The following is a 26,506-nucleotide window of genomic DNA, read 5'->3' as shown; positions in this document are numbered from 1 at the left end:
TGATGGCGTGGAGCCAATCCCGGGTGATGCTGCCGGGCTGGTACGGCACCGGCAGCGCCATCCAGAAGTGGGCGGGTACCGACCCCGAGCGCTGGCAGACGCTGCGCGACCTGTATCGGCGCTGGCCGTTCTTCCGCACCGTGATGTCCAACCTGGCGCAGGTGATGGCCAAGGCCGATATGGATATCGCCGCCAGTTATGCCGAGCTGGTCGAGGATGCGACGTTGCGCGCCACCATCTTCGGCATGATCCGCGACGAGTTCGACCGCACCGTACAGGTGCATGCGGCGATCACCGGCAGCGATCAGTTGCTGTCGGACAACCCGGCGCTGGCCGAGTCCATCCGCAACCGCTTCCCGTACCTGGAACCGTTGAATCAGATGCAGGTGGACCTGCTGCGGCGCAGGCGCGCCGGGGACGAATCGGAGTTGGTCGAGCGCGGCATTCTGCTCACCATGAACGGCTTGGCGACGGCGCTGCGCAACTCGGGGTAGCCGCGGCAACCCGGGGTGGCCGCGCAATTCGGAGTCGCGGCAACGGGATTCGCGCCGGGGGATCGATACAGCACGCCGGCCGACGGATGTGCCCCGGAGGGGGGAAGGGCACACCGGCGTCGGCCGGCGCAGCGGAGGTGACCATCCGGTCACCGGGATGGTGCTGGGCCGGATTCCGGGCGGCCCAGCGTCTGTGTGACCTAGCTGGCGTAGGCGCGCAGGCGGTCCGCCCGCTCACCCTTGCGGAGCTTGGCCATGACTTCGCGCTCGATCTGGCGCACGCGCTCACGCGAGAGACCGAACAGCTTGCCGATCTGGTCGAGGGTGCGCGGCTGACCGTCGTCGAGGCCGAAACGCAGCCGGATGACCTGCTGTTCGCGCTCGTCGAGGGTGGCCAGCACGCTGCGCACATCGCGGTGCATGAGCCCGGCGATGACGGCGCTCTCGGCGGAGGTCGCCTCCGAATCCTCGATGAAGTCGCCCAGCGGGGCTTCCTCGTCGTTGCCGACCGGCATGTCCAGGCTCACCGGGTCGCGGCTGTGGTCGAGCAGGTCGGCGATCTTCTCCACCGGAATACCCGATTCGGCCGACAGTTCCTCGTCACTGGCTTCGCGGCCGAGCTGCTGATGCAGTTCGCGCTTGATCCGGGCCAGCTTGTTGACCTGTTCCACCAGATGCACAGGGAGGCGGATCGTGCGGCTCTGATCGGCCATACCTCGGGTGATGGCCTGCCGGATCCACCAGGTCGCGTAGGTGGAGAACTTGAAACCCTTGGCGTAGTCGAACTTCTCCATCGCGCGGATCAGACCCAGGTTGCCTTCCTGGATCAGATCCAGCAGCGGCATACCGCGGCCGGTGTAGCGCTTGGCCAGCGATACGACGAGGCGGAGGTTGGCCTCCAACAGATGCTGACGGGCGGCCTGACCGTCGCGGACCAGGATCGCCAGATCCCGCTTGCGGGTCGCCGAGAGCCGCTTGCCGGTCTCCAACAGGTGTTGGGCATAGAGGCCCGCCTCGATGCGCTTGGCCAACTCGACCTCGTCGGCGGCCGTCAGCAGCGCGGTCTTACCGATCCCGTTCAGGTACACACGTACCAGGTCGGCTGCCGGGCTCTGGGCGTCGAGGTCCGAATCGATGGCGCGCACTCCAGTGGTGGCGGGGCTTGTCATGACTTGCCTCCTGTCGGTGGTGTCTCACTCCGAACAACGGACCCGACACAGGGAAAGTTCCCCGCCTTGGCGCCGATAAACCGTGCTGAGCTGCGGCTTTCGCAACCTCCGTCTGAGAAGTTCTTAAGAAGGGAACTCCGTGGACATGGGGGAGGGCGCGGAGACGCGCGCGGCGTCGGCCGGGGTCGCGTCGAGTTCGTCCGGTGTGATCAGTCCGTGCCGGACCAGTCCGGTGACCGCCGACAACGCCTCGGCTCGGAATTGCGGCGTCGCGGTGGTTCCGGTGTGGCCGATTGCGAGCAATTCGACCAGTTCTTCCAACGGCAGCCCGTCGGGCCGCATTCCCGCGAGCAACGCCGCCAGCGTGTCGTCGATCTCGTGCTGCCAGCGGGGGCCGTCACCGCGATGCAGGCGGACCACCCGCTCCTGCCAGCCCTCGGCGCCCGGCAGCAGGACGCGTTCGAGCGCGGTCGCGGCGTCGACGGTGAAGCGCGCACGCCAGGCGACCTCGTTGTCCGCCAGCACCGTCCGCAGCCACGCCGAACGGCGGAAGTAGGCCGGCGCCTCCGCGCCGAGTGGGTCGTCGAAACCGTGGGTGAGATCCTCGGCCAGGACCTCGGTGGGCCCGTCGATCGCGCGGAGATAGACGAAGCCGAAGCCGATGCCTTCGACCTGCGCCGCGTCGAAGGCGGCCAGCCACTGCTCGGCCCGCCGCTGTGCCTCGGGGTCGCGCGGATCCAGTCCGGCATCGCGCAGCCACGTGCCGACATACAGTGCCGGATCGGCCACATCGCGCTGCACGATCCATGCGTCGATCCCCTGATCGGGCAGCCAGCTCGCCACTCGGCTGCGCCAGTCCGCATCGCCGGCGTGCACCCAGGAGGCGAGCATCGCCGCGGTACCGCCCGGATTCAGCAGACCGGGCGCCTGCGAGACGACCAGTTCGCTGGCGCCGTCGAGCGCCAGGCCCGAATCGCGGTAGGTGTGCTCGACCCGGGCCGGCCCGACCACGAACGGAGGATTGGCCACCACCTGATCGAAGCGGCGTCCGGCGACCGGCTCGAACCACGAGCCCTCGACCAACTCGATGTCGAGGTCGTTGAGCGCGGCGGTCGCCTCGGCCAGCCACAGCGCGCGGCCACTGACATCGGTGCCGGTCACCGTCTTCGCATAGCCCGCGGCGTGCACCGCCTGCACACCGCAGCCGGTGCCGAGATCCAGCACGGATCCGACGGGATCGGTCGGCGTCGCGCGCAGCAGCGACAGCGACGCCTGGCCCACGCCCAGGACGTGGTCGGCGCTGAGGGTGCGCCGCCGCATCGAGTCGTCGAGATCCGACAGCACCCAGCGGGTGCCCGAACCCAGATCCAGGGGCCGCAGGTCCAGCGCGGCGCGGATCGAATCGCCGTCGCGCTCGAGCAGGCCCGCGGCGACGGCCCGGTCGATGTCGAGCGGGGCGAAGGCCGCGGCCACCTCCCGTTCGGGCAGGGCGTCGCCGAGCAGCAGCAGCCGGATCAGCGTGCCGAGTTCACCGGCGTCGCGCGCGGCCCGGCGCACCGGCACCGGTTCGGAACGTCCGAGGGCGGCGTGGGCGTCGGCGCCGATGGCCTCGAGCACGGTGTCGGCGTCGTAACGGACCCTGGTCAGCGCGGCGCGCAGCGCGGGTGCGAGGGCGGTGAGCAGGGAGGCGGTGGTCCGGTCGGCAGGCACACGAGAGCTCTGCCATCTGGTACGGGGCGCCGCTCTCGCCGGGTCCGGGCAGGTCGCCCGTGTCGTTCAGCCGTCGATGGAGCGGTGCTGTCCCGATTCGAGCGCTTTCGCCGCGCGGCGCTCGTCCCAGCGGCTGGGCTCGTCCTTGCTGCGCGGGGGCCGGTCGTTCGCGATGAGTACGGCGATCCAGGGCAGCGGGATGGAGACGCCGATGATGGCCAGCGAGATCAGCGCATTGCTCCACAGGCCGTACGCGGCCGCCGCCAGTACCAGGCAGGGAATGCGGAAACCCATCAGGATCATGTAGCGCTTCACGCGGGCGCGGTGCTGCTGATCCAGCGAGGGTGCGGCCTCGGTGATCAAGACCGGATGCTTGTCCTCGCCGGGGAAATAGCCGGTCGAGGCGCGGGTGGGGCGGGGGACCGAACCGGGTGGCCGGCGTTCGAACGTCGCGCCCGAAGGCCGCGCATCGCCCGGCGCAGACATGTCCGGAGCCTCGGCGGTATTCGCGGGGCCGCGGGTTTCGGCCGCGCGCGCGTCGTCGCCCTCCGGACCGACCCGTCCCGGGCCCGACGTCCGGGACTCGGGTGGTAGATCGGAGGAGTCGCCGTCGCGCTGCATACGTCGAGTCTTCCACTCCGCATGATCGAATGCACACGCGCCCGCCACCGCGCAAGCACCGCCGACCCGCGGATGTTCGATGAGGTTGGCGACACCTGCTCACCAGCCGCGCGCGCCGATGGCAGAATCGATGGGGTGAGCACCGACACCCTGGTTCGTCCGGACACGACCACCGACGAGACGACCGACAGCGATACTCCCAAATTCTTCCACTACGTGAAGAAGGACAAGATCGCCGAAAGTGCCGTGATGGGCACCCATGTCGTGGCGCTGTGCGGCGAAGTGTTCCCGGTGACGCGCTCGGCCAAGCCCGGCTCGCCGGTCTGCCCGGACTGCAAACGCATCTACGAAATGATGAAGAAGGACTGAGTTCGAAGGACGGCTCGAGGGGGCCGTTCCGGGTCGTCTCGTCCGTCTGCGCCCGCGCCCGCCTCGCTTGTGTGATCATTGTTCTCTTCGGTGAGAACAATATTTCCCGCGAGGTGGGCAGTACATGTATATCGCGACGTCCCGGTGGTTTCGCACGGTCTCGTCCATCGCGGCGGCACTCCTGACGGCTGGCGCCCTCTCGACCGCGACCACCGCTCGTGCCGGCCAACCGGAGAACGTACCGGCACAGCCCTCGCCGGGATGTTCGGCGTCGCATCCGACCGGCACCTCGATCGAAAGCTTCGCGGCGGCCGGGAAATCCGGGACCTACATTCTCGACGTTCCCGCCGTCACCGCACCGCTGCCGCTGGTGGTCGATCTGCACGGCTATCTGGAACCGGCCGCCCTCGAGTATGCGGGCACCGGTCTGGGGGCCTTCGGCATGGCCAACGGATTCGCTACGGTCACGCCGCAGCTGGACGAACCCGGGGTGCCACGGTGGGATTTCGGCGAGCACAGCGCCGATATCGCGTATCTGTCCGACCTGCTGACTCACGTCGAGGCGAACCGCTGTGTGGACGAACGCCGCGTCTATGTGACCGGGCTGTCGATGGGCGCCTTCACCACCTCGTCGCTGGCGTGTCAGCTCGCGGACCGGATCGCCGCGGTGGCGCCGGTGGCCGGACTGCAGGACTTCGCGTGGTGTGATCCGGTTCGCGCGGTCCCGATGGTGGCCTTCCACGGCACCGAGGATCCGATCGTCGCCTATACCGGCGGTGTCGGGCCCAATGCGAAATATCTGCCCTCGGCCGACGGAACGGGGTCGGCGGCGCAGCGCGGCGATAAGCGGCCCGGTGGGGTGAACGGTCCCGGACCGGTGAGCATCCCCGAGCAGGCGGCGGCGTGGGCGCGGCGCGAAGGATGCGGGGCCCCACCGCAACAGCAGCAGGTCGCCCCGGACGTCGTGCGCTACACCTATCCCTGCCCGGACCGGACGGCCGTGCAGTTGTACGCGGTCGTCGGCGGCGGCCACACCTGGCCGGGCACCGCGTCGGTGATCTCGCCGGAGCCGCTGGTCGGCCGCACCACGACCGCGATCAGCGCGAACCGGATCATCTGGGACTTCTTCCGCGACCACCCGCTGCCCGCCGGGAAGTGAGATACGCGCCGACCGGGGCGGCTCCGATGGCGATGGTCCGCGTGCCGGCGCAGGGTCGGGCGTGGCCGGTTATCCCGCAGGGCGGATCCGGCCCGGGTCGAGAACGGACGGTGGACGGGTGTCGGCGCGGTAGGCAGAACCACCGGCGGGATCGTCGGGCCCGCCGTCCCGAGGTGGGCCGTCCGAGTGTCGCGGATCCGCGGCTCCGGGGTCATCGGACCGAGTCCACGGCAGATCCGAGGGCGGTTCGTTGTCGCTTCGCGCGGTCTCGATCTCGTCGTCGCTGCCGTCGTGCCGGTGCTTGCGCCGGGCCCACCATTGTTTGAATTGTTCGAACCGGGTCGCCCGGGCCGGCCAGAACTCCTGCACGGTGGCATTGAATTCCGCGCCCAGAATCACCGCGAACGCCAGGAAGAACGTGAAGAGCAGGAAGGCGATCGGGGTCGCCAGCGCCCCGTAGCTGACGCCGGCCCGCGCCGCGTAGGTCAGATAGCGGCGCAGGATGTCGCTGGCCGCCATGAAGAAGATGCCGGCCACCAACGCCCCGCCGAAGAGCCGATGCCACGGCAGCGACCGGTGCAGCGCCAGTTTGTACAACGTGGTCAGGCCGACGATGAGCAGCAGCCCGGCCGCCGGATAGTAGAAGGTGTCGATCAGGCGCAGCCCGGGTTCGCGCCAGTTCGGTGGCAGCGTGCGCCCGATCAGGGTCGGGCCCAAGGCCACCAGCGGCAATACGAATACGGCCGCCACCAGGAACAGCAGATACAACCCGAGCGCGAAGATCCGCTGCCAGACCGGATGGCGGGCATCGGCCTGTCCGTGCGCGGCGACGATGGAATCGACGAAGGTCGCCATGGCCGAGGACCCTGCCCACAGCGACAGCACGAAACCCACCGACACCACCGCACCACGGCCGCGCTGGAGAACGTCGCGCACGGTCGGCGCGATCATCTCGTCGACGACGTTGGCGCTGAACAGGTTGCGGCTGAAGCTGACGATCTTGCCCTCGACGATATGGACGGTGTCGGGGCCGAACAGTCCGCCGACGTAACCGATACTGCCCAGCAGTCCGAGCAGCAGGGGCGCCAGCGAGAGGGTCTGCCAGAACGCGGCGGCGGCCGATTTGGCGAAGATCGAATCTCCCCACGCCTTCTCCGCGACCCGCGTGATCACCTGCCAGATCCGCCGCAGCGCGGCCGCGACTCGACCGCGCAGCCGCTGCCAGGAGCGCGCTGCGCCGGACGTCGAGGCCGGTCGGTCGGAACACATCGTGAGTACAGCATTGCCCACCGAGGGCGCCACGGCAGCAACGGGCCGCGAACGTGTCGTCAGTGTTCTGCCGCACAGGCGCGCGGTGATCTGCGAGGTGAGCCGGGCCGTCGCCGGATTCGTGGCAGATCACGTGGTGTCGAATTGGCTTGGTGTCGGTGCCGGTCGCTACTGTCTGTCGAGTGACTTCGGGTGGTGGCGGTTCGTTACGAGCATGGCAGCGCAGAGCACTCACCAGATATCTGACGACCAAACCACGTGATTTCCTGGCTGTGGCGACGCCCGGCGCGGGTAAGACCACGTTCGCGTTGCGGCTGGCGACCGAGCTGCTCACCGACCGCACCGTCGACCAGGTCACCGTGGTCGCGCCCACCGAACACCTCAAGCATCAGTGGTCGGCGGCGGCGGCTCGGCTCGGCATCCAGCTGGATTCGAACTTCTCCAACAGCACCGGCGGCACCTCCGGCGATTTCCACGGCGTCGTGGTCACCTACGCCCAGGTCGCCTCGCATCCGTTCAAGCACCGGGTGCGGACCGAGAATCGCCGGACCCTGGTGATTCTCGACGAGATTCACCACGCCGGTGACGCCAAGAGCTGGGGTGATGCGGTGGCCGAGGCGTTCGGTGACGCCACCCGCCGCCTGGCGCTGACCGGTACTCCCTTCCGCAGCGACGATTCGCAGATTCCGTTCGTCAACTACGAACCGGATGAATCCGGCTTCCCGCGGTCGAGTGCCGACTACACCTACGGCTATTCCGAGGCCCTCGCCGACGGTGTGGTCCGGCCGGTGGTCTTCCTCGCCTATTCCGGTGAGGCGCAGTGGCGGGACAGCGCGGGTGAGGAGTATTCCGCCCGGCTGGGTGAACCGCTGAGCGCCGAACAGACCGCGCGGGCGTGGCGTACCGCCCTCGACCCGGCAGGCGACTGGATGTCGAAGGTGCTGACCGCCGCCGACACCCGGTTGCGGCAGTTGCGCGCCACCGGCATGCCCGATGCGGGTGGCCTGGTGATCGCGACCGATCAGGAGAAGGCTCGCGATTACGCCGAACTGCTGGAACATATTTCGGGCAGCAAACCGGCGGTGGTCCTCTCCGACGACCCCACCTCCTCCCAGCGGATCGGAGAGTTCGCCAACAGCACCGATCCGTGGATGGTCGCCGTGCGCATGGTGTCCGAAGGTGTGGACGTGCCGCGTCTGGCCGTCGGCGTCTACGCCACCAGCGCCTCGACCCCGCTGTATTTCGCCCAGGCCATCGGCCGTTTCGTGCGTGCGCGCCGGACGGGGGAGACCGCGAGCGTCTTCCTGCCGTCGGTGCCGGTGCTGCTCGATCTGGCCGCCCAGCTCGAAGTGCAGCGCGATCACGTCATCGGCAAACCGCATCGGGAGAAGAACGCTCTCGACGACGAACTGCTGATCGACGCCAACAAGCAGAAGGACGAGCAGGGCGAGGAGGAACGCGCCTTCGTCGCGCTGGCTGCCGACGCCGAACTGGATCAGGTGATCTACGACGGCGATTCGTTCGGTACCGCGACATTCTCCGGCAGCGACGAGGAGGCCGATTACCTCGGCATTCCGGGCCTGCTGGACGCCGAGCAGATGCGGGCCCTGCTGCGCGACCGCCAGACCCGCCAGATCCGCGAACGCAGCGCCGTCTCGGTGGCCGAGGCGCCCGACGCGGGACCCTCCGCGGCGGCCGCGGCCGAGCGCGTCGCGACCGCCGACCGGCTGGGGGAGTTGCGGCGCGAACTCAACTCGCTGGTCGCCATGCATCATCACCGCACCGGAAAACCACACGGGGTGATCCACGGCGAGCTCCGGCGCGAATGCGGCGGACCGCCGACGGCACTGGCGACCGCCGATCAGTTGTCCCAGCGCATCGCGGCGTTGCGGCGGATGTAGCTATCGCCGCTGCGGTGAAAAGCCCTGGCCCGCAGCGTTTTCGGTAGCCGGCGCGTCAGCGCTGTTCGGCGGGCGTGGATTCCGGCCAGGCCTGCAGTGCCCGGTCGATCGTCCGGCCGAGCCGGTGCAGGTCCATTCCGTCACCGGCCTGCACCGACAGTCCGAACAGCACGGCGGTGTAGAAGTCGGCGAGACCGTCGATGTCGGCATCGGCCCGCAGGTCGCCGTCGTGGATGCCGCGATCGAGTCGCTGCCGCACCGCTTCGGTGGTGTGGCGGCGGCGCTGCGCGAGCAGATCACGGACGGCGCCGTGGCGAGGCCCCGCCGTATTGCCCGCGACCACCACCAGGCATCCGCGCGGCGTGGCGGGGTCGCAGTAGGCGGCGGCGTTGTCGCGCAGCATCGCCTCGACAGCCGCGCGAGCGGTGGGCGCGGTCTCGAGTGCGCGGGCGGTGTAGCCACCCTCGGTTCGCCCGTAGAGTTCGACGGCCTCGCGGAACAGTTGCTCCTTACATCCGAAGGCGGCGTACAGGCTCGGGGAGTTGATACCCATCGCCGAGGTCAGGTCGCTCATCGCGGCACCCTCGTAGCCGTGTTCCCAGAACACCTCCATCGCGCGCCGCAGCGCGATGTCGCGATCGAATCCGCGCGGTCGTCCGCGTTCGGCCATCGAATCCTCTTTCTGTGTCGATCACTAAATATATCTCTTGACGGCCGTGGGCAGACCTGCTTGTCTATTTCTGTATTGATCGACACAGAATTGGAGTGCAGATGAGCGAGTCGACCACCGTGGCTCTCGTGACCGGAGGCAGCCGGGGCATCGGTGCCGCGATCGCGCGGCGGCTGGCCGCCGACGGTGTGGATGTGGCGCTGACCTACCGCGGCGGCGCCGAGGCGGCCGAGGCGGTGGCAGCCGATATCCGTGCCCTCGGGCGGCGCGCGATCGCGGTGCGCGCCGACAGTGCCGATGCCGGGCAGGTCGCCGCGGCGGTCCATCGCACCGCCGCGGAACTGGGCGGGGTCGACATCCTGGTCAACAACGCGGGCATCTTCCCGGCCAAGCCGTTCACCGATTTCACCGTCGCCGAGATCGACGAGGCGCTGCACATCCACGCCCGGGCGGCTTTCGTCGCGGCGCAGGCCGCACTCGCGTACATGGGCCGCGGCGGGCGCATCATCAGCATCGGCTCGAATCTGTCCGAACGCGCGCTGTTCGAGGGACTGACGCTCTACAACCTCAGCAAATCCGCCCTCAACGGATTCACCCGTGCCCTCGCCCGGGAACTGGGCCCACGCGGAATCACGGTCAATCTCGTCCAGCCGGGCTCCACCGATACCGATATGAACCCGGCCGCGTCCTCCCACGCCGAGAACCAGTTGCGGCATTCGGCGCTCGGCCGCTTCGGCGAGGCCGACGACGTCGCGGGTGTCGTCGCCTTCCTCGCCGGCCCGTCGGGCGCCCGGCTGACCGGGGCGACCCTCACTGTCGACGGCGGTACCAACGCGTGACTTCCGCGCCGCCTAGCCGGCAGAGTGTCGCCGCACCGGCTCATCCGTCACCATGCCGGTGAAAAACGTTGCGGGGTCGAGAGAATCGAGCGGTGTCCATCGCGCGGGCGGGGCGTCCGGCGCTCCGCTCTCCGGCGCGCCACCGGACCGGTAGCCCTGCAGATCCAAGGACAGCCAAGGGTTTTCGTCCACCGCCCGGGCGAGGGCGTAGCACGCCGCCAGCAGATGCAGGCAGCGTGGATTGCGGGCCGAGCACGAGCAGTCGGTCGCGCCGAGCCGCGGTATCGGGGCCAGGCCGGCGGCGGTGAGGACGGCGTGCACCTCATCGGTGAGTTGGACCAGGTGCGCGGGAATGTGCTCGGCCATGGCGTTCACCACCGACGCCGGCAACGGTGCGATCTCCAGCAGTGTCACCGACGCCTGCCCGCCGCGGTGGATATGCGCCGAGACCGTCGTGCCGTGGACATCCAGGCGGACGCCGCCGTTGCGGGCGATACTGCGGGCCCGGGGCAGCAGCGGCTCGGGACGTGCGGTCCGGATCGGCTCGGCCAGCCGCACCCAGCCCATACCCCACGGCGTATAACCGAATTCGTTGTCGGGCATGTCAGTTGCCTCGCTTCCGGCGCAGCACCGCCAGCAGATGGTCGTCGTCCAATCGGGCCAGCCGCGCCACCGGTGACCGTCCGTCGCCGGCGCCGAGTCCGGCCAGCGCGGATTTGCGATCGTGCATGCCGGCGATATGTTCCTCGACGGTGGTGGCGCTGGTCAGTGTGGTGATCGTGACCGGGCGGGTCTGCCCGATGCGATGTGCGCGGTCGGACGCCTGCGCCTCGACCGCTGGGTTCCACCAGCGGTCGTAGTGCACCACGTCCGCGGCGCGGGTCAGGGTCAGGCCGGTTCCGGCGGCGCGCAGGCTCAGGATCAGAATCGGCGGGCCGTCGGCGCTCTGGAATGCCGTGACGATCGCGTCGCGCTCGGCCTGTGACAGGCCGCCGTGGAATACGGGCGCCGCCACACCGAATCGCTCGGCGCAGTGTCGTCCCAGCAACTCGCCGGTGCGCCGATACTGGGTGAAAACCAATGTCGGGCAGTCCAGTTCGAGGTTGTTGGCGAGGATGTCGGAGCAGACGTCGAACTTCCCGCTGCGTCCGGTGAGCTCGTCGAGATCGCCGGTGACCAGCCCGGGATGGTTGCAGACCTGCTTCAGGGCGGTCAGCGCGGCCAGCACGCGCGCATTGCGTTCGGCGCCCACACCGAATCCGTCGGCCTCGGCGCGGTCGAGCAACTCGTCGTAGAGGCGCTGCTGCTCCGTGGTCAGATCGCACACCAGATCGGTGTGGATCTTCGGCGGTAAGGTCGCGGCGACCTGAAGTTTCCTGCGGGCCAGCACGATCGGCTCGATGGTGTCGTGCAGTCGCGGCACGGCCGCGGTGGAGCCCTCCTCGATGGGCCGCACGAAGCGCCGCCGGAACTGTGCCTTGTGCGTGAACGCGGCGGGCGTGACCAGATTGAGCAGCGCCCACAGTTCGTCGAGATGGTTCTCCACGGGCGTACCGGTCAACGCGACCCGCGCTCGCGCGGATACACCCCGCGCCGCCCGCGACACCTGCGTGCGGGGATTCTTCAGCACTTGTGCCTCGTCGAAAATCGCGGTGGCCCACTCGATATCGGCCAATGCCGGCCCGTAGCCGCGCAGCGTCGGATATCCGGTGACGATCACCGCATCGGGTGCGAGATCGCCGAGCTCCTCGCCGCGCCACGCGATCGGGCGTAGTCCGGGCGCGAAGCGGCTGATCTCGTGCACCCAGTTGCCGACCAGTGAGGTCGGGCAGACCACCAGTTGCGGACCGTCGTCGGCGCGTCCGAGCAGAAAGCCGATGGCCTGCACGGTTTTTCCCAGGCCCATCTCGTCGGCGAGCACCGCGCCGCCGTATTCCGCGGTCGTCCGGTGCAGCCAGGCGATCCCGCGCGCCTGATAGGGCCGCAACCGCGCGCGCAGCGGCTCGCGCAACGCCCGCACGACCTCCTCGGTCTCGCGGTAGGCCCGCACCGCCCGGTCGGCGGAGACGATCGCGGTGGCGGCCGCATTGGGAACGGCATGGCCGGCGGCGGGCAGCAGCTCCGGCCCGCCCGCCTCCCGCGCGACGCGCTGCCAGGCCGACAGCGACGAACCGGCGTGGCCCACCTCGACCGCATCGAGCCGATCGGCGTCGACCACGGCGCAGGCGACCTCGCTCACCTCGATCGAGGTGCCGTCGGGCTGCGGCACGGCGAGCCGGACGGTGTCGCGCGCGCCGTGCGGCGGGGGTTCGGTCACTCGGCCGGCCCAGTTCCACAGGGCGAACGCATGGCGATCGGGCAAATAGGTGGCATGTGTGGTGTGCAGAGGACCCTCGCTCATCTACGTATAGCGTACGGAGTATTATAACCCCGTACGGTGTAATGAGATTCCCGAGGAGCGTGGTGACCCAGAAATCCGCGTCCGACCGGGCGCGACAGGTGATCGCACTACTGTGGCGCCGCGAACTCCCGGCCAGGCCGGTGTTACGTGGACCGAAGCAGACGGTCGAGGTCGACGAGGTGATTCGCACGGCGGTCCGCATCGCCGACCGCGACGGCTACGGCGCGGTGTCCATCCGCGCGGTGGCCACGGCGCTCGGGCTGGGCCCGATGAGTCTCTACACCTACGTCCCGGACAAGCAGGCGCTGATCATCGCGATGGTCGACTGGGTGGCCGGCGAGGACGCGCCGATCGATCCGGCCGCGCCGCTGCGCGAGCGGCTGGCCGCGGTCGCTCGCGGCGTGCGTGCGGAACTGCTCGCGCATCCGTGGCTGCTGGAGGTTCCGCCGTGGCGGCTGGATCTGGGCCCGGGGCGGCTGCGGCGCTACGAACGGCAGTTGAGCGCGCTGGAAGGGTCGGGGCTGACCGATGTCGAGATGGATCGGACGATCGCCGTGCTGTCGGATTTCGCGACCGGCAATGCCCGCACCGCGGTCGCGGCCCGGCGTGAAGCCGATGAGATGAGCGATGCGCGGTGGTGGGAGGTGTACGGGCCGCTGCTCACCGAGGCCATGACGGGCCAGTCGTTTCCGCTCGCGGAGCGGGTGGGTACCGCGGTGGGGGAGCAGTATCAGGCGCCCGGAGATCCCGACGGCGCCTTCGAGTTCGGACTGGCGCGTCTGCTGGACGGGCTCGTACCCCGGCCGGTGTGACCGGAGACACGAAAAGGGCGGCCCGAAGGCCGCCCTTGGCTGACAGTGGACGTGAGGAGCCGGCCTATAGTGCCGGTGCCGACTCTGTATCGATGACTGCCTCCAGCTCGCGCAGGCGCTCCATGTGCTCGTTCGCGTGGTGTTGGCAGAAGAGCAACTCGCCACCGGCGGGAAGTGTCGCGCGCACGCGCGCGGCCGCCCCGCAGCGGTCGCAACGATCGACCGCGGTCAGTGGGGTGCTTGTCAGTGTTCCTGGCATGACTCCTCCGTCCTGGCTCCCGGCGCAGAAAGCCGTTCGCCTGGTGTGGGGCCCACGGTCCCTTCCGCGGGCTCGCTACCGCTACTTCCCAGCAGTGGCTGATGACTACTCTGTCAGACGTTCGGGACGGGGGCTTTGTTCCCGAAGATGTTTGTATGTGTTTTCCCTAACATGACCAGGTATTTCGCTGTGGGCGAACACCATGGCCATCCTTGGGAACCTCGGTTCACCACCTGTGGTTCAACACTTCGGAAAAAGGCCGATCCAGTTGTCTGATCGCAGATTACCCGCGCCCACCGACAATCAACCGCTCAATCAAACGTCCGGTTCGTTCCTTTCGGCGGGTCGCGCGCGCCACGCTGGGTATGGTGCTGCCGTGACTGCCGACAACGTTGCCTCCGCCGCCGCCGAGACCGAGAACATCAACGGGCGCATGCTGGTTCACCTCTGTACCCCCGCGGAGTGGGAGCAGGCGCAGCGGATCGGCGAACGCGTGGCACCCTCGCTGGAGAGCGAGGGGTTCCTTCATCTGTCCGCGCCGCATCAGGTGCACCTGCCGGCGAACCGGCTGTTCGCCGGTCGCGACGATATGCTGCTGCTCTGGATCGACGTCACCCGCCTGACCGCGCCGCTGCGCTGGGAGCCGGGTGTGCCCGGCGATCCGGGTTCGATGCGCTTTCCGCACCTCTACGGCCCACTTCCCGTCACGGCGGTGGTGCGCACCAGTTACTATGCCCTTGATGAAAAAGGGACATTTCCGGCGCTCACCGCTGATCCGGATCAGTGGCCTGCCTCTCGAAGTGCTTGATCTAGGCTGGATTTCGTGAACGTCGATGTGACACAACTGCCCGGAATTGGCGTCCGTAAGGACTTCGAGGCGCGGTCCGGTCGCCGGATCGGAGTGGTCGCGCATCGCGACGGTGGCATCGATCTCATCGTCTCCAAACACGACGATCCCGACGACTGCGCCGCCCAGGTACCGCTCACCGTCGACGAGGCGGCCGTGCTCGCCAATCTGCTCGGCGCGCCGCAGCTGGTGGAGAAGCTCAAGGACGATCATCGCGATCTGCCGGGCATCACCACCCGCCAGTTGCCGATCGGCGACGAATCGCCGTATTCGGGGCGGGCGCTCGGCGACACCCGCATACGCACCCGCACCAAGGCGTCCATCGTGGCCGTGATGCGGGCCGGGCAGATCTATCCCTCGCCCGGCCCGGACTTCGTGCTCGTCGCGGGCGATCTGCTGGTCGTGGTCGGAACCCCGCAGGGCCTCGACGAGGCGCTCGAGATTCTGACCGGCGGGTGAGCCGGTGGAGTCGACCGCACTAGCCCTGTTCGAGCTCGGAGCGGTCCTGTTCGCCCTCGGTGTCCTGGGGCGCGTCGCAGGGCGTTTCGGCATGTCCCCGATCCCCCTCTACCTGCTCGGCGGCCTGGCCTTCGGCGACGGTGGTGTGCTGACCGTCAAGGCCGCCACCGAATTCGGCCATCTCGCAGGCGAAATCGGCGTCGTCCTGCTGCTGTTGCTGCTCGGCCTGGAATACACCGCGCCGGAACTGGTGTCGGGAATGCGCAAGTCCTGGCTGGCGGGCCTGCTCGACATCGTGCTCAACGCCACGCCCGGCGCGGTGGTGGCGCTGCTGCTCGGCTGGGGGCCGACCGGCGCGATCACCCTGGCCGGCGTCACCTACATCTCCTCCTCCGGCATCGCGGCGAAGGTGCTCAACGACCTCGGCCGGCTCGGTAACCGGGAGACGCCGGTCGTGCTGTCGGTCCTGGTGTTCGAGGATCTGGCGATGGCGATCTACCTGCCGATCCTGACCACCATCCTGGCCGGTGTCGGCTGGATGGCGGGGTTGCGCTCGCTCGCGCTCGCCCTGCTCGTGATCGCGATCGTGCTGGTCATCGCGCTGCGTTACGGCCGCTTCGTATCCGCGATCGTGGACAGCAAGGATCGCGAGGTGTTCCTGCTGCAGCTGCTGGGGGCGGCGCTGCTGGTCGCGGGCATCGCCTCGGGGCTGAACGTGTCGGCCGCGGTCGGTGCGTTCCTGCTGGGCATCGCGATCTCCGGGTCCACCGCGCAGAGCGCCGCGAAACTGCTGGAACCGCTGCGGGATCTGTTCGCCGCCATCTTCTTCGTGGCCTTCGGCCTCAACACCGATCCGCACAAGATCCCGCAGGTTCTCGGCTGGGCGGTGTTGCTTGCCGTGATCACCACGCTGACCAAGATCGGAACCGGCTGGTTCGCGGCCAAGCGGCAGGGCATCGGCCGTCTGGGTCGTGCGCGCGCCGGCGCCGCCCTGGTGGCCCGCGGTGAATTCTCGATCGTCATTGCGGGACTTGCCGTTTCGGTGGGGGCGGTGCCGGGCAAGCTGGCGGCGCTGGCCTCGGCCTACGTTCTGCTGATGGCGATCCTCGGACCGGTCGCGGCGCGGGTGGTGGAACCGGTGGTGCGCTCAATGCAGCGTCGATTCGCTCCGGCCGTCGGCTGAGGGCTGGTTCTCCCGCACCAGGGGCCCCGCCGTCGCCGGAGGAGCGATCGGCCCGGATGCGGTGTCGCCCGGCCGGCGGCGGGTGCTCGCGGGCCGCTGGTCGCGGATCCGCTCGAGTCGTCGCGACAATGCCACCGCGACCGCCCCGAGCGCGAAGCCGATGCACAGCGCTGTCAGGTGGCCGTAGTCGGTGAACGTGCGCCCGTGCCAGGCGGCGAAGCCGAACCAGGCCAGCAACCCCGCCGCCCACACGGCTCGGGGCGTGCCGCGTAGATGGAAGCTCAGTGCGGCCAGCACCGCGGTGGAGCCGTAGGAGGATCCGACATCGGAGGCGACCGCGATGCGCAGCGGGATCAGGTCGTGATGCACCGCGAAGGCGATGCCGGTGACCACGATCATCGAGGCGCCGATATGGCCGCAGGCGAACACCATGATCCAGCGCAACGTGCCCAGCCAGCGTTCGGCGAAGGCCATCACGGTCAGGAAACCGAGGATGATCACCCACGGAAATCCGCCGTCGGTCCAGAACGCGGAAGCGACCAGCACCTGCACCGGCTCACGCCGCATGTTGTGCAGATTCGTCGAGGCCGACAGGATCAGCCGATGCCCGGCGAAATCGCTGATCCCGCGCAGCGTCCACCAGGTGACGAACAGCGTGAACGCGTAGGCGCAGGAGGCGGGCGCACCGGCCAGATGGTCGTGGACGGCCTTCCCGGCCCGGTAGACCCGGTCCGGGCCGTGCCACCAGTCCAGCAGTTGCCGCCACCCGGCGTCGAGGTCGAGAGTCCGGGTCCACGGGGACCGGTAGTGATTCAATGCGGAGGACGCCACGTATGCCAGTGTCGCCCGCGCCGCGCCGCTCCGCCCACCGACCCGCGCAATCCGATGCCGCGGGTTCGCCTCGCGGCGGATTCTGCGAGCGAGCTGTGCGATCACCGGATTGCGCGGGGTTCACGACCGCGGTCGTTATCGACGGTGCCGATGCGTCTCGTCGGCGGGGTACTCCTCGCGGGCGAACGGCTCGGCCGCTCGGCCTCCGGACTCGGCGCTGCTCGGCCAGTACCGGCTCGCGCGCTGCCCACGGATACGCGACAGATCCGGTTCGTGGATATCGGTGATGCCGACCTGCAGGAACAGCAGCAGCGTTACCATGCTCACGCCGATGATCAGCGGGGTCAGCAACTCGTTGGCCTGGGCGCCCGACGGTGCCTGCATGTGGTCGGCCATATGGGCCTGCATGGCGTACATACCGGTGTAGTGCATGCCGCAGACCGCGACGCCCATGATCATCGCCGAAACGATGGTGGCGGGCAGCCCCTCCACGTGCAGCGCGAACCACAGCGCCGCGGTCGCCGCCACCACCGCGATCACGATGGAGACGATGACCGGCCAGGGGTCGTAGTGCATCGCGACATCGGTCTTCATCGCGTACATGCCGGCGTAGTGCATCGCGGCCACCCCCAGTCCGGTGACCGCCCCGCCGGTCAGCAGGGCCGAGGTGTCGCCCTGCCGGCGGCTCACCAGCGACAGGCCGATCCACACCACGACCACCGCGATCGCGGCGCTGATCAAGGTGATCGGGATGTTGTAGCGAATGGTCGCCCCGCGGACCGAGAAACCCAGCATCGCGATGAAGTGCATCACCCAGACGCCCGTGCCGCCCAGGGCGATCGCCGCGGTGACGATCCATCCGCGGTGCCCGGGGTTGGCTCGCGCGCGCACCATGCAGCGCAGCGCGAGCAACGAACCGATGACGGACATGAGGTAGGCCAGTGCGGGTGTCAACCACCCGTAGGTGAACTGGTCGATCTGAAGCATGCGGACTCCTTGCCGAAAGTGCGTCACCGCATCCCCATGCCGGTGACCGTCCGCACATTAGCGATATACTCGCAGGTAGTAAATTTCCCGAACGTTAGTCCTGGAAAATAGCTGATGTTTGCCGGAGCTCGAGCCCAGTTCGCATCGGCGGTTCGCCCTATCGACCGCCGATCGCCGCCACGTGTTCAGGGGACTCGACCGCGCCGGGGTCCCCGCAATCTCACAGCAGCGGCGGCGGGCGCAGATCCAATCGGCGCATCACCCGATCCACCAGATCCGGCGGCATTCCCGGTTCGCGCCGGGCCGCCAGGGCTTCACCACGCCCGGCGTCGAGGACGTCGTTGCTGATCGTGCGCAACTTGCCGGTCAATCGCATGGCGTGCTCGACGGCCTTGCTGCCGTCGGCGGCCTCCGCCGCTTCCGGATCGGCGCGCATCAACCGGCGTTCCACGGTGTCGCGCAGCCGCTGATACACCTCGTCGGGCAGATCCTCGTTGTCGGCGATCTCCTCCAGCCGGGCAAGTTCCGCGCGCAGGATCCGCGTCCACAACCGCCGCTCCATGGCCCGTTCGACCTCGGTATCGGCCTTCACTCCGGTCCAGCGGGCCACCCAGGGCAACGTGGGCCCCTGCAGCAGCAGTGTGAACAGCACGACGACGAACGCGATGAACAAGACCTCGGTGCGGCCGGGGAAGTCCGCTCCCGAATCGGTGGTCAGCGGCAAGGCCAGCGCCAGCGCGACGGTCACCACCCCGCGCATGCCGGCCCACCAGGTGACCACGGTTTCGCGCCAGGTGTAGGGCTCGTCCACGCGCCGGCGCCGCCACCAGCCGCGGAAGAGCCCGGTACTGGCGAGCAGCCACACCAGCCGCAGGCCGACCACCACGCCGACCACCGCCGCCGCACCGCCGAGCAGCCGCGGCCAGTTCGGGCCGGTGGTGGCGAGCACCGTGCTCAGCTCCAGGCCTACCAACCCGAAGGCGAACCCGGTGACAAGCATGTCGATCACATCCCAGAACGAATCGCCGACGATCCGGTAGCCGACATCGCTGAAATCCGTTGCCGCATCGGTGAGATACAGCGCGCACACCAGTACCGCGAGCACCGCCGAACCGTGTGCGGCCTCGGCCAGCCCGTAGGCGGCGAACGGCAGCAGCAAGCCGAGGGCCACCTGCCACGGCGCTTCGGTCAGCCGCCGCATCATGGCACTGCCGGCCCAGCCGAGCGCGAGTCCGACCGCGACCGCCACCACCGCGGAGACCACGAAGTCGATCGCCGTCCGCCAAGCCGAGAATTGCCCGGTCACCACCGCGTGCACCGCGACGTCGTAGATCACCACCGCGGTCACGTCGTTGAACAGACCCTCACCTTCGAGCACCGCCACCAGCCGCCGCGGCAGGCCCAGCCGGTCCGCCATCGCGCTCACCGCCACCGGATCCGGCGGCGCCACCACCGCGCCCAGTGCGAACGCCGTGCCCACCGGCAGCGCCGGATACCAGACGTGGAAGATCGCGGCGACCGCGGCCGCGGTGGCCACCACCAGGCCGACCGCGCGCAACAGGATCGCACCCGCGTTGGACGCGAACTGCTGCCAGGAGGTGCGCCGGGCCGAGGCGTACAGCAGCGGCGGCAGGACCAGCGGGAGGATGAGATCGGGCGCCAGCGCGATATTCGGTACGAACGGCAGAACGGCCATGACGAGTCCGAAGACCGTCATCAGCACCGCGGGCGCCAAACCGATGCGCCGGCCCAGCGGCTGCGCCAGGATCGTCGCGAACGCCAGCACGAAAACCAATACCAACTGATCCACGACAGCCCACCCTATGGGGCCGTCGCGGCGATGCGCCGGACATACGACGATGCCGCCGAGGCGGAACCTCGGCGGCATCGTCGGTGGCGTGGATATCAGTCCAGGTAGTCGCGCAGCACCTGGGAGCGGCTGGGGTGGCGCAGCTTGCTCATGGTCTTCGACTCGATCTGGCGGATGCGCTCACGGGTGACCCCGTAGACCTGGCCGATCTCGTCGAGGGTGCGCGGCTGGCCGTCGGTGAGGCCGAAGCGCAGCCGGACCACGCCCGCCTCCCGCTCGGACAGCGTCTCCAGCACCGACTGCAGCTGATCCTGCAGCAGCGTGAAACTCACCGCGTCGACCGCGACGACCGCCTCGGAGTCCTCGATGAAGTCGCCGAGCTGGGAATCACCCTCGTCGCCGATGGTCTGGTCCAGCGAGATGGGCTCACGCGCGTACTGCTGGATCTCGAGGACCTTCTCCGGCGTGATGTCCATTTCCTTGGCGAGCTCTTCGGGCGTGGGCTCGCGGCCCAGGTCCTGCAGCAGCTCGCGCTGGATGCGGCCCAGCTTGTTGATGACCTCGACCATGTGCACCGGAATACGAATGGTGCGGGCCTGGTCGGCCATCGCGCGGGTGATGGCCTGCCGGATCCACCAGGTGGCGTACGTGGAGAACTTGTAGCCCTTGGTGTAGTCGAACTTCTCCACCGCGCGGATCAGACCCAGGTTGCCCTCCTGGATCAGGTCCAGGAACGCCATGCCGCGGCCGGTGTAGCGCTTGGCCAGCGAGACGACCAGACGCAGGTTGGCCTCGAGCAGGTGGTTCTTGGCCCGATTGCCGTCGCGCATGATCCACTGCAGATCGCGGCGGGTGGCCACCGGCAGCTTCTCGCCCTTGTCGGCGAATTCGCGCAGCTTCTCGGTGGCGTAGAGACCGGCCTCGATCCGCTTGGCGAGTTCGACCTCCTCCTCCGCGTTGAGCAGCGCGACCTTGCCGATCTGCTTGAGGTAGGCGCGCACCGAGTCCGCGGAGGCGGTGAGTTCGGCGTCCTTGCGGGCCTGGCGCAGAGCCTCGGATTCCTCTTCGTCCCAGACGAAGTCGCCGGAGGCCTTGTCCTTCTCCGAGGGCTCGTCGGCTTCCTCGTCCTCGGCTTCGGCCTCTTCGTCCTCGGCGGTCTCTTCGACCAGATCTTCGCCGTCCTCGCTCAGATCGTCCTCGGAGACCTCCAGATCACCGAGATCGTCGAGTTCCAGCGACTCGTCCTCGAGGTGTTCGTCGGATTCGTTGTCCGCGCCGGGGGCCGCCTTCTTGGTGGTGGCCTTCTTGGCGGGCGCTTTCTTCGCAGCCTTGGCTCCCGCCTTCTTGGCAGGGGCCTTCTTCGCGGCGACCTTCTTGGCCGGGGCCTTCTTCGCGGCAGCCTTGCGGACCGGCCGTGCTGCGGTGCCTTCTGCGGAGTCGGCAGCTTCGGCCGATTCGGCGGTCTGTCGGGTATTCGTGGCTACCACGTACGCCCTTTCGTGACGGTCTCGTGCGGCGTCACGCCAGAGTAATCATCCGGCGGAGCGGTTCTGTCGGGGTTGAACCCGGCTCTACGTGCCGGGGTTGTTTTCCGGCTCACCGCCGGTCTCGTTCCATTGTAACTATCGGCAACGAGTGCTCACGGCGCGATACCGCTATCCACGGCCATCGCGGCGCCCACGATACCCGCGGTATTGCGCAGATGGGCGGCCGCGACCGGAGTCCGATTGGCCAGCAACGGGATCCAATGCTCGGCATCGCGGCTGATCCCGCCGCCGGCGACGAACACCGTCGGCCAGAACAGGTCCTCCAGGGTGACCAGCACCTTGGTCACCTCGGCGGCCCACTCCTTGTACGACAGATTCTTTCGTTCCTTCACCGACGACGCGGCCCGATGTTCGGCCTCCTTGCCGTGCACCTCGATGTGGCCCAGCTCGGTGTTGGGAACCAGGACGCCGTGGTTCAGCAGCGCCGAGCCGATGCCGGTGCCGAAGGTCAGCAGCATCACCAGGCCGTCGATGTTGCGGGCCGCGCCGTAGCGGTCCTCGGCCAGGCCCGCCGCGTCGGCGTCGTTGAGCACCACGACCTCGCGTCCGCCCAGCGCCAGCGAGAACAGCTGACGCGCGTCGGTGTCGATCCAGCTCTTGTCGATGTTGGCGGCGGTGCGGGCGATGCCGTTGACCACGACGCTGGGCAGGGTGAGGCCGACCGGGCCGTCCCAGTCGGCCTGGTTGACGAGTTTGGCGACGGTTTCGGCGATGGCGTTGGGGGTGGCCGGGTGGGGCGTGGAGATCTTGATCCGTTCGTGGGCGAGGTCGCCGGTGGCGAGGTCGACGACCGCGCCCTTCACCCCGCTGCCCCCGATATCGATACCGAATGCTTGCCCCCGAGCGGACATCGCGAACTCCTCGTTCCCTGTGGTCTAGGCCGATGAAGGTGCCAGCGGCACGTTACACCGCGCGACGCGCCCACGGCTGCGACCGCGCAGATGCGAGTCCGGGCGGATCTGTGGTCGGATGGAAACCGTGCCCGAGACGAATTCACCCGCCGATATCGCGGAAGCGCCCGTCCTCGATCCTGCCGAAATCGCCGAATTACGCCGTGTCTCAGTCTATCTGGCCGAGACCGCGGCCGCACACGTCCGCCGCCGCCGTCCCGAGGTCTTCGGCCCGGGGCGGACCGGGGGCGGCTCGGTCCGTACCAAATCGACGCCCACCGATCCCGTCACCGTGGTCGACACGGAAGCCGAGCGGCTGATCCGCTCGCTGCTGGAAGAGGCCCGCCCGGGGGAGACGGTCCTCGGCGAGGAGGGCGGCGGCAGCCTCGGCGCCGCCGGCGAGATCGTGTGGGTGGTCGATCCGATCGACGGCACGGTCAACTTCGTGTACGGCATCCCGGCCTATGCGGTATCGGTGGCCGCGATGCGCGGTGGCCGCTCCCTGGCCGGTGCGGTCGTCGACGTGGCCCGGGAGCTCACCTACAGCGCCGGACTGGGCGCGGGCGCCACCGTGTCCGGCCGCGACGGCGAGCCGATCGCATTGCGCTGCAACGATATCGACTCGGTGCGGCTGGCCCTGGTGGCCACCGGCTTCGGCTACGGAGCGGCGCGGCGGGAACGGCAGGGCGAACTGGTGGCGCGGTTGCTGCCGAAAGTCCGCGACATCCGCCGGATCGGCTCGGCGGCCCTCGACCTGTGCATGGTGGCGGCGGGCCGCGTGGACGCCCACTACGAGCACGGCCTCAATCCCTGGGACTGGGCCGCCGGCGCGCTGATCGCGGCCGAGGCGGGCGCGGCGCTGCGGCTGCCCGGGGCGGGCTCCACCGGTGCGCAGGGGGCGCTGACCGTGGCCGCCGCCGCGGGCATCGCCGATGAGCTCGCCGAACTCTTCGACCGGCTCGGTATCGCCGCCCCCATCCCGGAGGAGTGAGCGCGGCTCAGCAGCGGGCGGTGCGGGCGGCCTGCAGCAGCGCCGAATCGACGTCCGGGCCGTTCGGGGCCGGGTTCTTCAGGGCGCGCAGCACTTCCTCGGCATCGGTGCTCGGCTGCAGATCGTTGCCGAACAGCGTGCCCAGGGCCAAGTCGACCGTGTCGTCGGTGCGCTGGTCCTCGATCAGCTCGGCGCACGGCGCGACGAGCTGGACCGCGGCCGCGGCGGGGCGCCCGCTCACGCCGTAGCGGATCTGACCGGTGCACACCAGGTCGCCGCTCAGGTAGACCGGATCGTTGCCGAAGACCGGGGCCGGCGGGCTGGCGAAGCCGTAGTCACCGAGTTTCGACGCGATGTGCTCGGCCAGGCCGCGCTGGCCGGAACCGTTGAGCACGCGCACCTTCGCCTGAGCCAGCGGCGCCGGCTCCACATCGTGCAGCCGCGACGGGGAGACCACCTCGCCCAGCGGCGCGGGCTGCGGGGCGTTCGGATCCGACGACGCGGGGGCCGGCGAATTGCAGGCCATCGCGGTATGGGCGGTGTCGGCGGTGGTCAGCGCCTTGATCCACACGATTGCGCAGATGAGGGCGAGAACCGCGATAAGTGCGACCCACGGCTGGTAGCGGCGCCGCAGGAACGGACGGCCCTTGTTGTCGACCGCGCTGCCTTCGGTGATCAGTGAAACCACACGCACACCTTACGAGTTGGCGGGCCGCGGTCGCGCACGCGGACACCTGCGCGCCGATTCGCGGGGCGGCATCGCGGGAACAGGGGCTACCGGGACAGCGGGAAAGTGGCTACCGCCGCGGTGGAAATCGGCAGTTGCGGCCGCGGTGGATATCGGGATCGTAACGATCGGCGGAGCCGCGGGGATCGCGATCGGGTCACGGGCCAGGGAACCGCCGGGCACGAAGCGGTGGCGTATCGCCACACCCGTGCGGTCGCAGTGACGATTACCCGTCGGTTTCGACTCGCTCGAGTTTTGATTGCGACTTTTGCCCCGGCGTCCGCTATTGTCTGGCGGCCCGATACGAATCGGCTGATGTGAATCAGGGAAGCGATTTCGGGAACAACCAGGGCATGTCCTGCGTTGACCGAGCGCGATCCGGTATGGGTCAGGGTGATCCGGCCGGGCGGCGAGCGGTGTACACGTGACGTACACCACGGCGGGGCGGCATCGCCGGGCGATTCCGACAGGGATCGACGTTCGGCGGAGCCGGTCCGGGATATACGGAGTAAGGACGAGGGGAAGACGACATGGCAACCGACTATGACGCACCTAGGCGCAGTGAATCCGATGAAGTGTCGGAGGACTCGCTCGAGGAGCTGAAGGCTCGTCGCAACGAGGCCGCGTCCGCCGTCGTGGATATCGACGAATCCGATACCGCGGAGTCGTTCGAGCTTCCCGGCGCGGATCTGTCCGAGGAGGTGCTCTCGGTCCGGGTGATCCCGAAACAGGCCGACGAGTTCACCTGCTCGAGCTGCTTCCTGGTTCATCACCGCAGCAGACTCGCCAGCGAGGCCGGCGGGCAGATGATCTGCATGGATTGCGCTGCCTGAGCGGATCCGTGCGGCCGCAGCGGATTCGTTCCGCGGGTAGCAGAAGAAACGACGACAAACAGCCCGGCAGGTCCCGTCAGTCCGCGCTCGGTACGCCGAGCGCGGCCAGCACCTGTTCGGGTTTACGCGTGCTGATCAGCCAGTACGGAGCGGGGTCGTCCGGATCGTCGAGTACGAGCAGAACCATCGGCCCGATCCACGGACGATGCTGGACGAACGCGGCCGGGTCGAGCTGACGACCCAGCGCCGCGCTTTTCGCGCTGGCCGGCACCGCCACCGCCCGGGATACATACGTTACCGGTAGGTGGGCCCGGTCCGCGCGCAATTCGAGGATGCCGTCGGCATCCGGCGCCACCTCCACGCGATGGCGGCTCATCCATACCAACGCCCAGACGGGTACCGGGAACAGCAGTACGTACGGCAGCCACGCCCGGATCCCCGGCGCGCCCATGTGGATTTCGGCGGCCAGCAGGCCGGTCACCGCCAGCGCCACCGGCCACCACCACAGCGGGACCCACAGCCGTTCGGAGTAGACCGGGGCGGGGGCGTCGGCGTGCGCGCGCGCCGGAGACTCGTGGGGAGGTACTGCGGGGGACTGGTCGGACACCACATCATGCTAGGTCAGGCCGACATATTCGCTGTCGGCGGGAGCCGCTGCGCGCGGTCCGCGACCGCCGTCGATCGTTGCCGCCACATCGGGGCCCGGCGCTCCCACGGCCCGGCCGCCGGACGCGTAGGCTCGCTGGACGTGACCGGAAATGCACCCATACCTCTGCTGCGGCTCGATCCCGGCGTCCCGGTGCCCACGCGTGCGCACCCGGGCGATGCCGGAGTGGATTTGTGCACCACCGAAGACGTCATCCTGGAGCCTGGCGAGCGGGTGCTCGTCGGTACCGGCATCGCCGTCGCGTTGCCGGTGGGCACCGTCGGCCTCATTCATCCCCGGTCGGGACTGGCCGCCAAGACGGGGCTGTCCGTCGTCAACACGCCCGGCACGGTCGATGCCGGCTACCGGGGTGAGATCAAGGTCTGCCTGATCAATCACGACCCGCGTACGGCGATTCAGTTGCGTCGCGGCGATCGGATCGCACAATTGCTGGTGCAGCGTGTGGAACTGGTGGATTTCGTGGAGGTCGACCAGCTCGACGAGACATCGCGCGGCGCAGGCGGTTACGGGTCGAGCGGCGGACACCACAGTCTGTCGCCGCAATCCGGCGGGGTGGGCCGCGCCGGAGGGGAGGTATGAACATGTTCGGCCGTGGAGATCATCGATCCGATCATGACTCCGAGCGGGACGACACCGACTACGGCGATTCCTATTACGGCGAGGGATACGCCGAGGGCGGCTACCGGACCGGGACCCACCGGGCACCGGATCTGGGGGACGGGGGAGAGTACGGCGAATCCGGCTACGCCACCGGCTATTCCGAGCCGGAGTACCCGCGCGGGCGCACCGGGGGGCGGCACGGCCGCGCGGAGCCGGACCCCGAGATGACTCCGCCCGGATACGGGTCGCCCGGCCGACCGGTGCCTCCGCCGTATCCCGGCACGCGACCGGACCCGTACGAGACGGGCACGCACGCGCGAGTTCCGGCGCGCCCCGGTACTCCGTCGCACGGTGAAGTGCCGGTCCGTCCGCCGCGGCGAGCGCCGGGCGGACCGCGGCCGGATCTGCCGCCGGCGCACGGAGATATGGACGACACCGGGCCCATTCCACGGATTCCGCCC

The 26,506-nt window shown here is 69.0% G+C and carries 27 protein-coding genes and 1 pseudogene; 13 read left to right on the top strand and 15 right to left on the bottom strand.

Annotation, left to right across the window (positions count from 1 at the left end; translation table 11 throughout):
• Positions 1-494 (top strand): phosphoenolpyruvate carboxylase (locus RJ03_RS16010; RefSeq protein WP_036503079.1); only part of this gene is annotated, 494 nt, incomplete at its 5' end.
• A gap of 200 nt (positions 495-694) precedes the next feature.
• On the opposite strand, the gene RJ03_RS16005 is transcribed toward RJ03_RS16010, so the two are convergent.
• The 3 genes from RJ03_RS16005 to RJ03_RS15995 form a co-directional block, all read right to left on the bottom strand.
• Positions 695-1,663, bottom strand: a complete 969-nt coding sequence (locus RJ03_RS16005) for a sigma-70 family RNA polymerase sigma factor (protein WP_030517242.1) — start codon at positions 1,661-1,663, stop codon at positions 695-697.
• 123 nt (positions 1,664-1,786) lie between these two features.
• Complete coding sequence (locus tag RJ03_RS16000; protein WP_083870856.1) at positions 1,787-3,373, bottom strand: DUF7782 domain-containing protein; 1,587 nt, start codon at positions 3,371-3,373, stop codon at positions 1,787-1,789.
• Positions 3,374-3,439: 66 nt separating this feature from the next.
• Positions 3,440-3,859: a DUF3099 domain-containing protein gene (locus RJ03_RS15995; protein ID WP_036503107.1), complete on the bottom strand. Its 420-nt coding sequence runs from the start codon at positions 3,857-3,859 to the stop codon at positions 3,440-3,442.
• A 270-nt stretch (positions 3,860-4,129) separates the two neighbouring features.
• On the opposite strand from RJ03_RS15995, the gene RJ03_RS15990 reads away from it, so the two are divergent.
• Both RJ03_RS15990 and RJ03_RS15985 read left to right on the top strand, forming a co-directional pair.
• Positions 4,130-4,363: a DUF3039 domain-containing protein gene (locus tag RJ03_RS15990; RefSeq protein ID WP_030517239.1), complete on the top strand. Its 234-nt coding sequence runs from the start codon at positions 4,130-4,132 to the stop codon at positions 4,361-4,363.
• 124 nt (positions 4,364-4,487) lie between these two features.
• On the top strand, positions 4,488-5,522 hold the full coding sequence (locus tag RJ03_RS15985) for a CE1 family esterase (RefSeq protein WP_036503076.1): 1,035 nt from the start codon (positions 4,488-4,490) through the stop codon (positions 5,520-5,522).
• Between the two features lie 69 nt (positions 5,523-5,591).
• Here the strand turns inward: RJ03_RS15985 and RJ03_RS15980 are convergent, their stop codons facing one another.
• Positions 5,592-6,791, bottom strand: a complete 1,200-nt coding sequence (locus tag RJ03_RS15980) for a YihY/virulence factor BrkB family protein (RefSeq protein WP_083870858.1) — start codon at positions 6,789-6,791, stop codon at positions 5,592-5,594.
• A 182-nt stretch (positions 6,792-6,973) separates the two neighbouring features.
• Here RJ03_RS15980 and RJ03_RS15975 point away from each other — a divergent pair, with 182 nt between their 5' ends.
• Positions 6,974-8,692, top strand: a complete 1,719-nt coding sequence (locus RJ03_RS15975; RefSeq protein WP_036503073.1) for a DEAD/DEAH box helicase — start codon at positions 6,974-6,976, stop codon at positions 8,690-8,692.
• 55 nt (positions 8,693-8,747) lie between these two features.
• On the opposite strand, the gene RJ03_RS15970 is transcribed toward RJ03_RS15975, so the two are convergent.
• Positions 8,748-9,362 carry a TetR/AcrR family transcriptional regulator gene (locus RJ03_RS15970; protein WP_036503070.1) on the bottom strand — a complete coding sequence of 205 codons (615 nt, stop codon included), beginning with the start codon at positions 9,360-9,362 and terminating at the stop codon, positions 8,748-8,750.
• 101 nt (positions 9,363-9,463) lie between these two features.
• On the opposite strand from RJ03_RS15970, the gene RJ03_RS15965 reads away from it, so the two are divergent.
• The gene (locus RJ03_RS15965; RefSeq protein ID WP_036503068.1) at positions 9,464-10,201 is read left to right on the top strand and encodes an SDR family oxidoreductase; all 738 of its coding nucleotides are present in this window, start codon (positions 9,464-9,466) and stop codon (positions 10,199-10,201) included.
• 12 nt (positions 10,202-10,213) lie between these two features.
• Here the strand turns inward: RJ03_RS15965 and RJ03_RS15960 are convergent, their stop codons facing one another.
• Both RJ03_RS15960 and RJ03_RS15955 read right to left on the bottom strand, forming a co-directional pair.
• Positions 10,214-10,804, bottom strand: a complete 591-nt coding sequence (locus RJ03_RS15960) for an SWIM zinc finger family protein (protein WP_036503066.1) — start codon at positions 10,802-10,804, stop codon at positions 10,214-10,216.
• A gap of 1 nt (position 10,805) precedes the next feature.
• Entirely contained in the window at positions 10,806-12,602 is a 1,797-nt protein-coding gene (locus RJ03_RS15955) for a DEAD/DEAH box helicase (RefSeq protein WP_051024740.1), read from the bottom strand.
• Positions 12,603-12,643: 41 nt separating this feature from the next.
• Between RJ03_RS15955 and RJ03_RS15950 the strand changes: the two genes are divergently transcribed.
• Entirely contained in the window at positions 12,644-13,414 is a 771-nt protein-coding gene (locus RJ03_RS15950) for a TetR/AcrR family transcriptional regulator (protein WP_051024739.1), read from the top strand.
• 64 nt (positions 13,415-13,478) lie between these two features.
• On the opposite strand, the gene RJ03_RS38420 is transcribed toward RJ03_RS15950, so the two are convergent.
• Positions 13,479-13,673: a DUF7455 domain-containing protein gene (locus RJ03_RS38420; RefSeq protein WP_030517230.1), complete on the bottom strand. Its 195-nt coding sequence runs from the start codon at positions 13,671-13,673 to the stop codon at positions 13,479-13,481.
• 433 nt (positions 13,674-14,106) lie between these two features.
• Here RJ03_RS38420 and RJ03_RS15940 point away from each other — a divergent pair, with 433 nt between their 5' ends.
• Genes RJ03_RS15940 through RJ03_RS15930 form a run of 3 tightly spaced genes read left to right on the top strand, consistent with a single transcriptional unit; the run spans position 14,107 to position 16,162 of the window.
• Complete coding sequence (locus tag RJ03_RS15940) at positions 14,107-14,481, top strand: DUF952 domain-containing protein (protein ID WP_036503094.1); 375 nt, start codon at positions 14,107-14,109, stop codon at positions 14,479-14,481.
• A 15-nt stretch (positions 14,482-14,496) separates the two neighbouring features.
• Positions 14,497-14,979, top strand: a complete 483-nt coding sequence (locus RJ03_RS15935; protein ID WP_036503064.1) for a cation:proton antiporter regulatory subunit — start codon at positions 14,497-14,499, stop codon at positions 14,977-14,979.
• Between the two features lie 4 nt (positions 14,980-14,983).
• Entirely contained in the window at positions 14,984-16,162 is a 1,179-nt protein-coding gene (locus RJ03_RS15930; protein ID WP_036503062.1) for a cation:proton antiporter, read from the top strand.
• Here the strand turns inward: RJ03_RS15930 and RJ03_RS35045 are convergent.
• The 5 genes from RJ03_RS35045 to ppgK all read right to left on the bottom strand — a co-directional run bounded on the left by RJ03_RS35045 (position 16,127) and on the right by ppgK (position 22,188).
• Positions 16,127-16,993, bottom strand: coding sequence for a rhomboid-like protein (locus RJ03_RS35045; protein ID WP_174372312.1), 867 nt, complete (start codon positions 16,991-16,993; stop codon positions 16,127-16,129). The genes RJ03_RS15930 and RJ03_RS35045 overlap by 36 nt on opposite strands.
• A gap of 135 nt (positions 16,994-17,128) precedes the next feature.
• Complete coding sequence (locus RJ03_RS15920; RefSeq protein WP_083870855.1) at positions 17,129-17,980, bottom strand: MHYT domain-containing protein; 852 nt, start codon at positions 17,978-17,980, stop codon at positions 17,129-17,131.
• Positions 17,981-18,200: 220 nt separating this feature from the next.
• The gene (locus RJ03_RS15915; protein ID WP_036503060.1) at positions 18,201-19,790 is read right to left on the bottom strand and encodes a Na+/H+ antiporter; all 1,590 of its coding nucleotides are present in this window, start codon (positions 19,788-19,790) and stop codon (positions 18,201-18,203) included.
• Positions 19,791-19,885: 95 nt separating this feature from the next.
• Complete coding sequence (locus RJ03_RS15910; RefSeq protein ID WP_036503057.1) at positions 19,886-21,277, bottom strand: RNA polymerase sigma factor; 1,392 nt, start codon at positions 21,275-21,277, stop codon at positions 19,886-19,888.
• A 152-nt stretch (positions 21,278-21,429) separates the two neighbouring features.
• Positions 21,430-22,188: a polyphosphate--glucose phosphotransferase gene (ppgK, locus tag RJ03_RS15905; RefSeq protein WP_036503054.1), complete on the bottom strand. Its 759-nt coding sequence runs from the start codon at positions 22,186-22,188 to the stop codon at positions 21,430-21,432.
• 118 nt (positions 22,189-22,306) lie between these two features.
• Here ppgK and RJ03_RS15900 point away from each other — a divergent pair, with 118 nt between their 5' ends.
• Positions 22,307-23,218 (top strand): inositol monophosphatase family protein, encoded by a 912-nt coding sequence (locus RJ03_RS15900; protein WP_083870854.1) that lies wholly within the window; start codon positions 22,307-22,309, stop codon positions 23,216-23,218.
• Between the two features lie 7 nt (positions 23,219-23,225).
• Here the strand turns inward: RJ03_RS15900 and cei are convergent, their stop codons facing one another.
• Positions 23,226-23,906 carry an envelope integrity protein Cei gene (gene cei / locus RJ03_RS15895; protein WP_036503086.1) on the bottom strand — a complete coding sequence of 227 codons (681 nt, stop codon included), beginning with the start codon at positions 23,904-23,906 and terminating at the stop codon, positions 23,226-23,228.
• 569 nt (positions 23,907-24,475) lie between these two features.
• On the opposite strand from cei, the gene RJ03_RS15890 reads away from it, so the two are divergent.
• The gene (locus RJ03_RS15890; RefSeq protein WP_025351469.1) at positions 24,476-24,778 is read left to right on the top strand and encodes a DUF4193 domain-containing protein; all 303 of its coding nucleotides are present in this window, start codon (positions 24,476-24,478) and stop codon (positions 24,776-24,778) included.
• A 76-nt stretch (positions 24,779-24,854) separates the two neighbouring features.
• Here RJ03_RS15890 and RJ03_RS15885 read toward each other — a convergent pair whose 3' ends face one another.
• Positions 24,855-25,298, bottom strand: a complete 444-nt coding sequence (locus RJ03_RS15885) for a DUF3093 domain-containing protein (protein WP_036503084.1) — start codon at positions 25,296-25,298, stop codon at positions 24,855-24,857.
• Positions 25,299-25,526: 228 nt separating this feature from the next.
• Here RJ03_RS15885 and dut point away from each other — a divergent pair, with 228 nt between their 5' ends.
• Positions 25,527-26,024, top strand: coding sequence for a dUTP diphosphatase (dut, locus tag RJ03_RS15880; protein WP_036503081.1), 498 nt, complete (start codon positions 25,527-25,529; stop codon positions 26,022-26,024).
• Positions 26,025-26,026: 2 nt separating this feature from the next.
• Positions 26,027-26,506, top strand: a pseudogene (locus tag RJ03_RS15875) (hypothetical protein); the annotation flags it as partial.

This window comes from Nocardia aobensis NBRC 100429 (assembly GCF_000308375.1).
Lineage (GTDB): Bacteria > Actinomycetota > Actinomycetes > Mycobacteriales > Mycobacteriaceae > Nocardia > Nocardia aobensis.
This window is presented reverse-complemented; position numbering and strand designations above follow the sequence as displayed.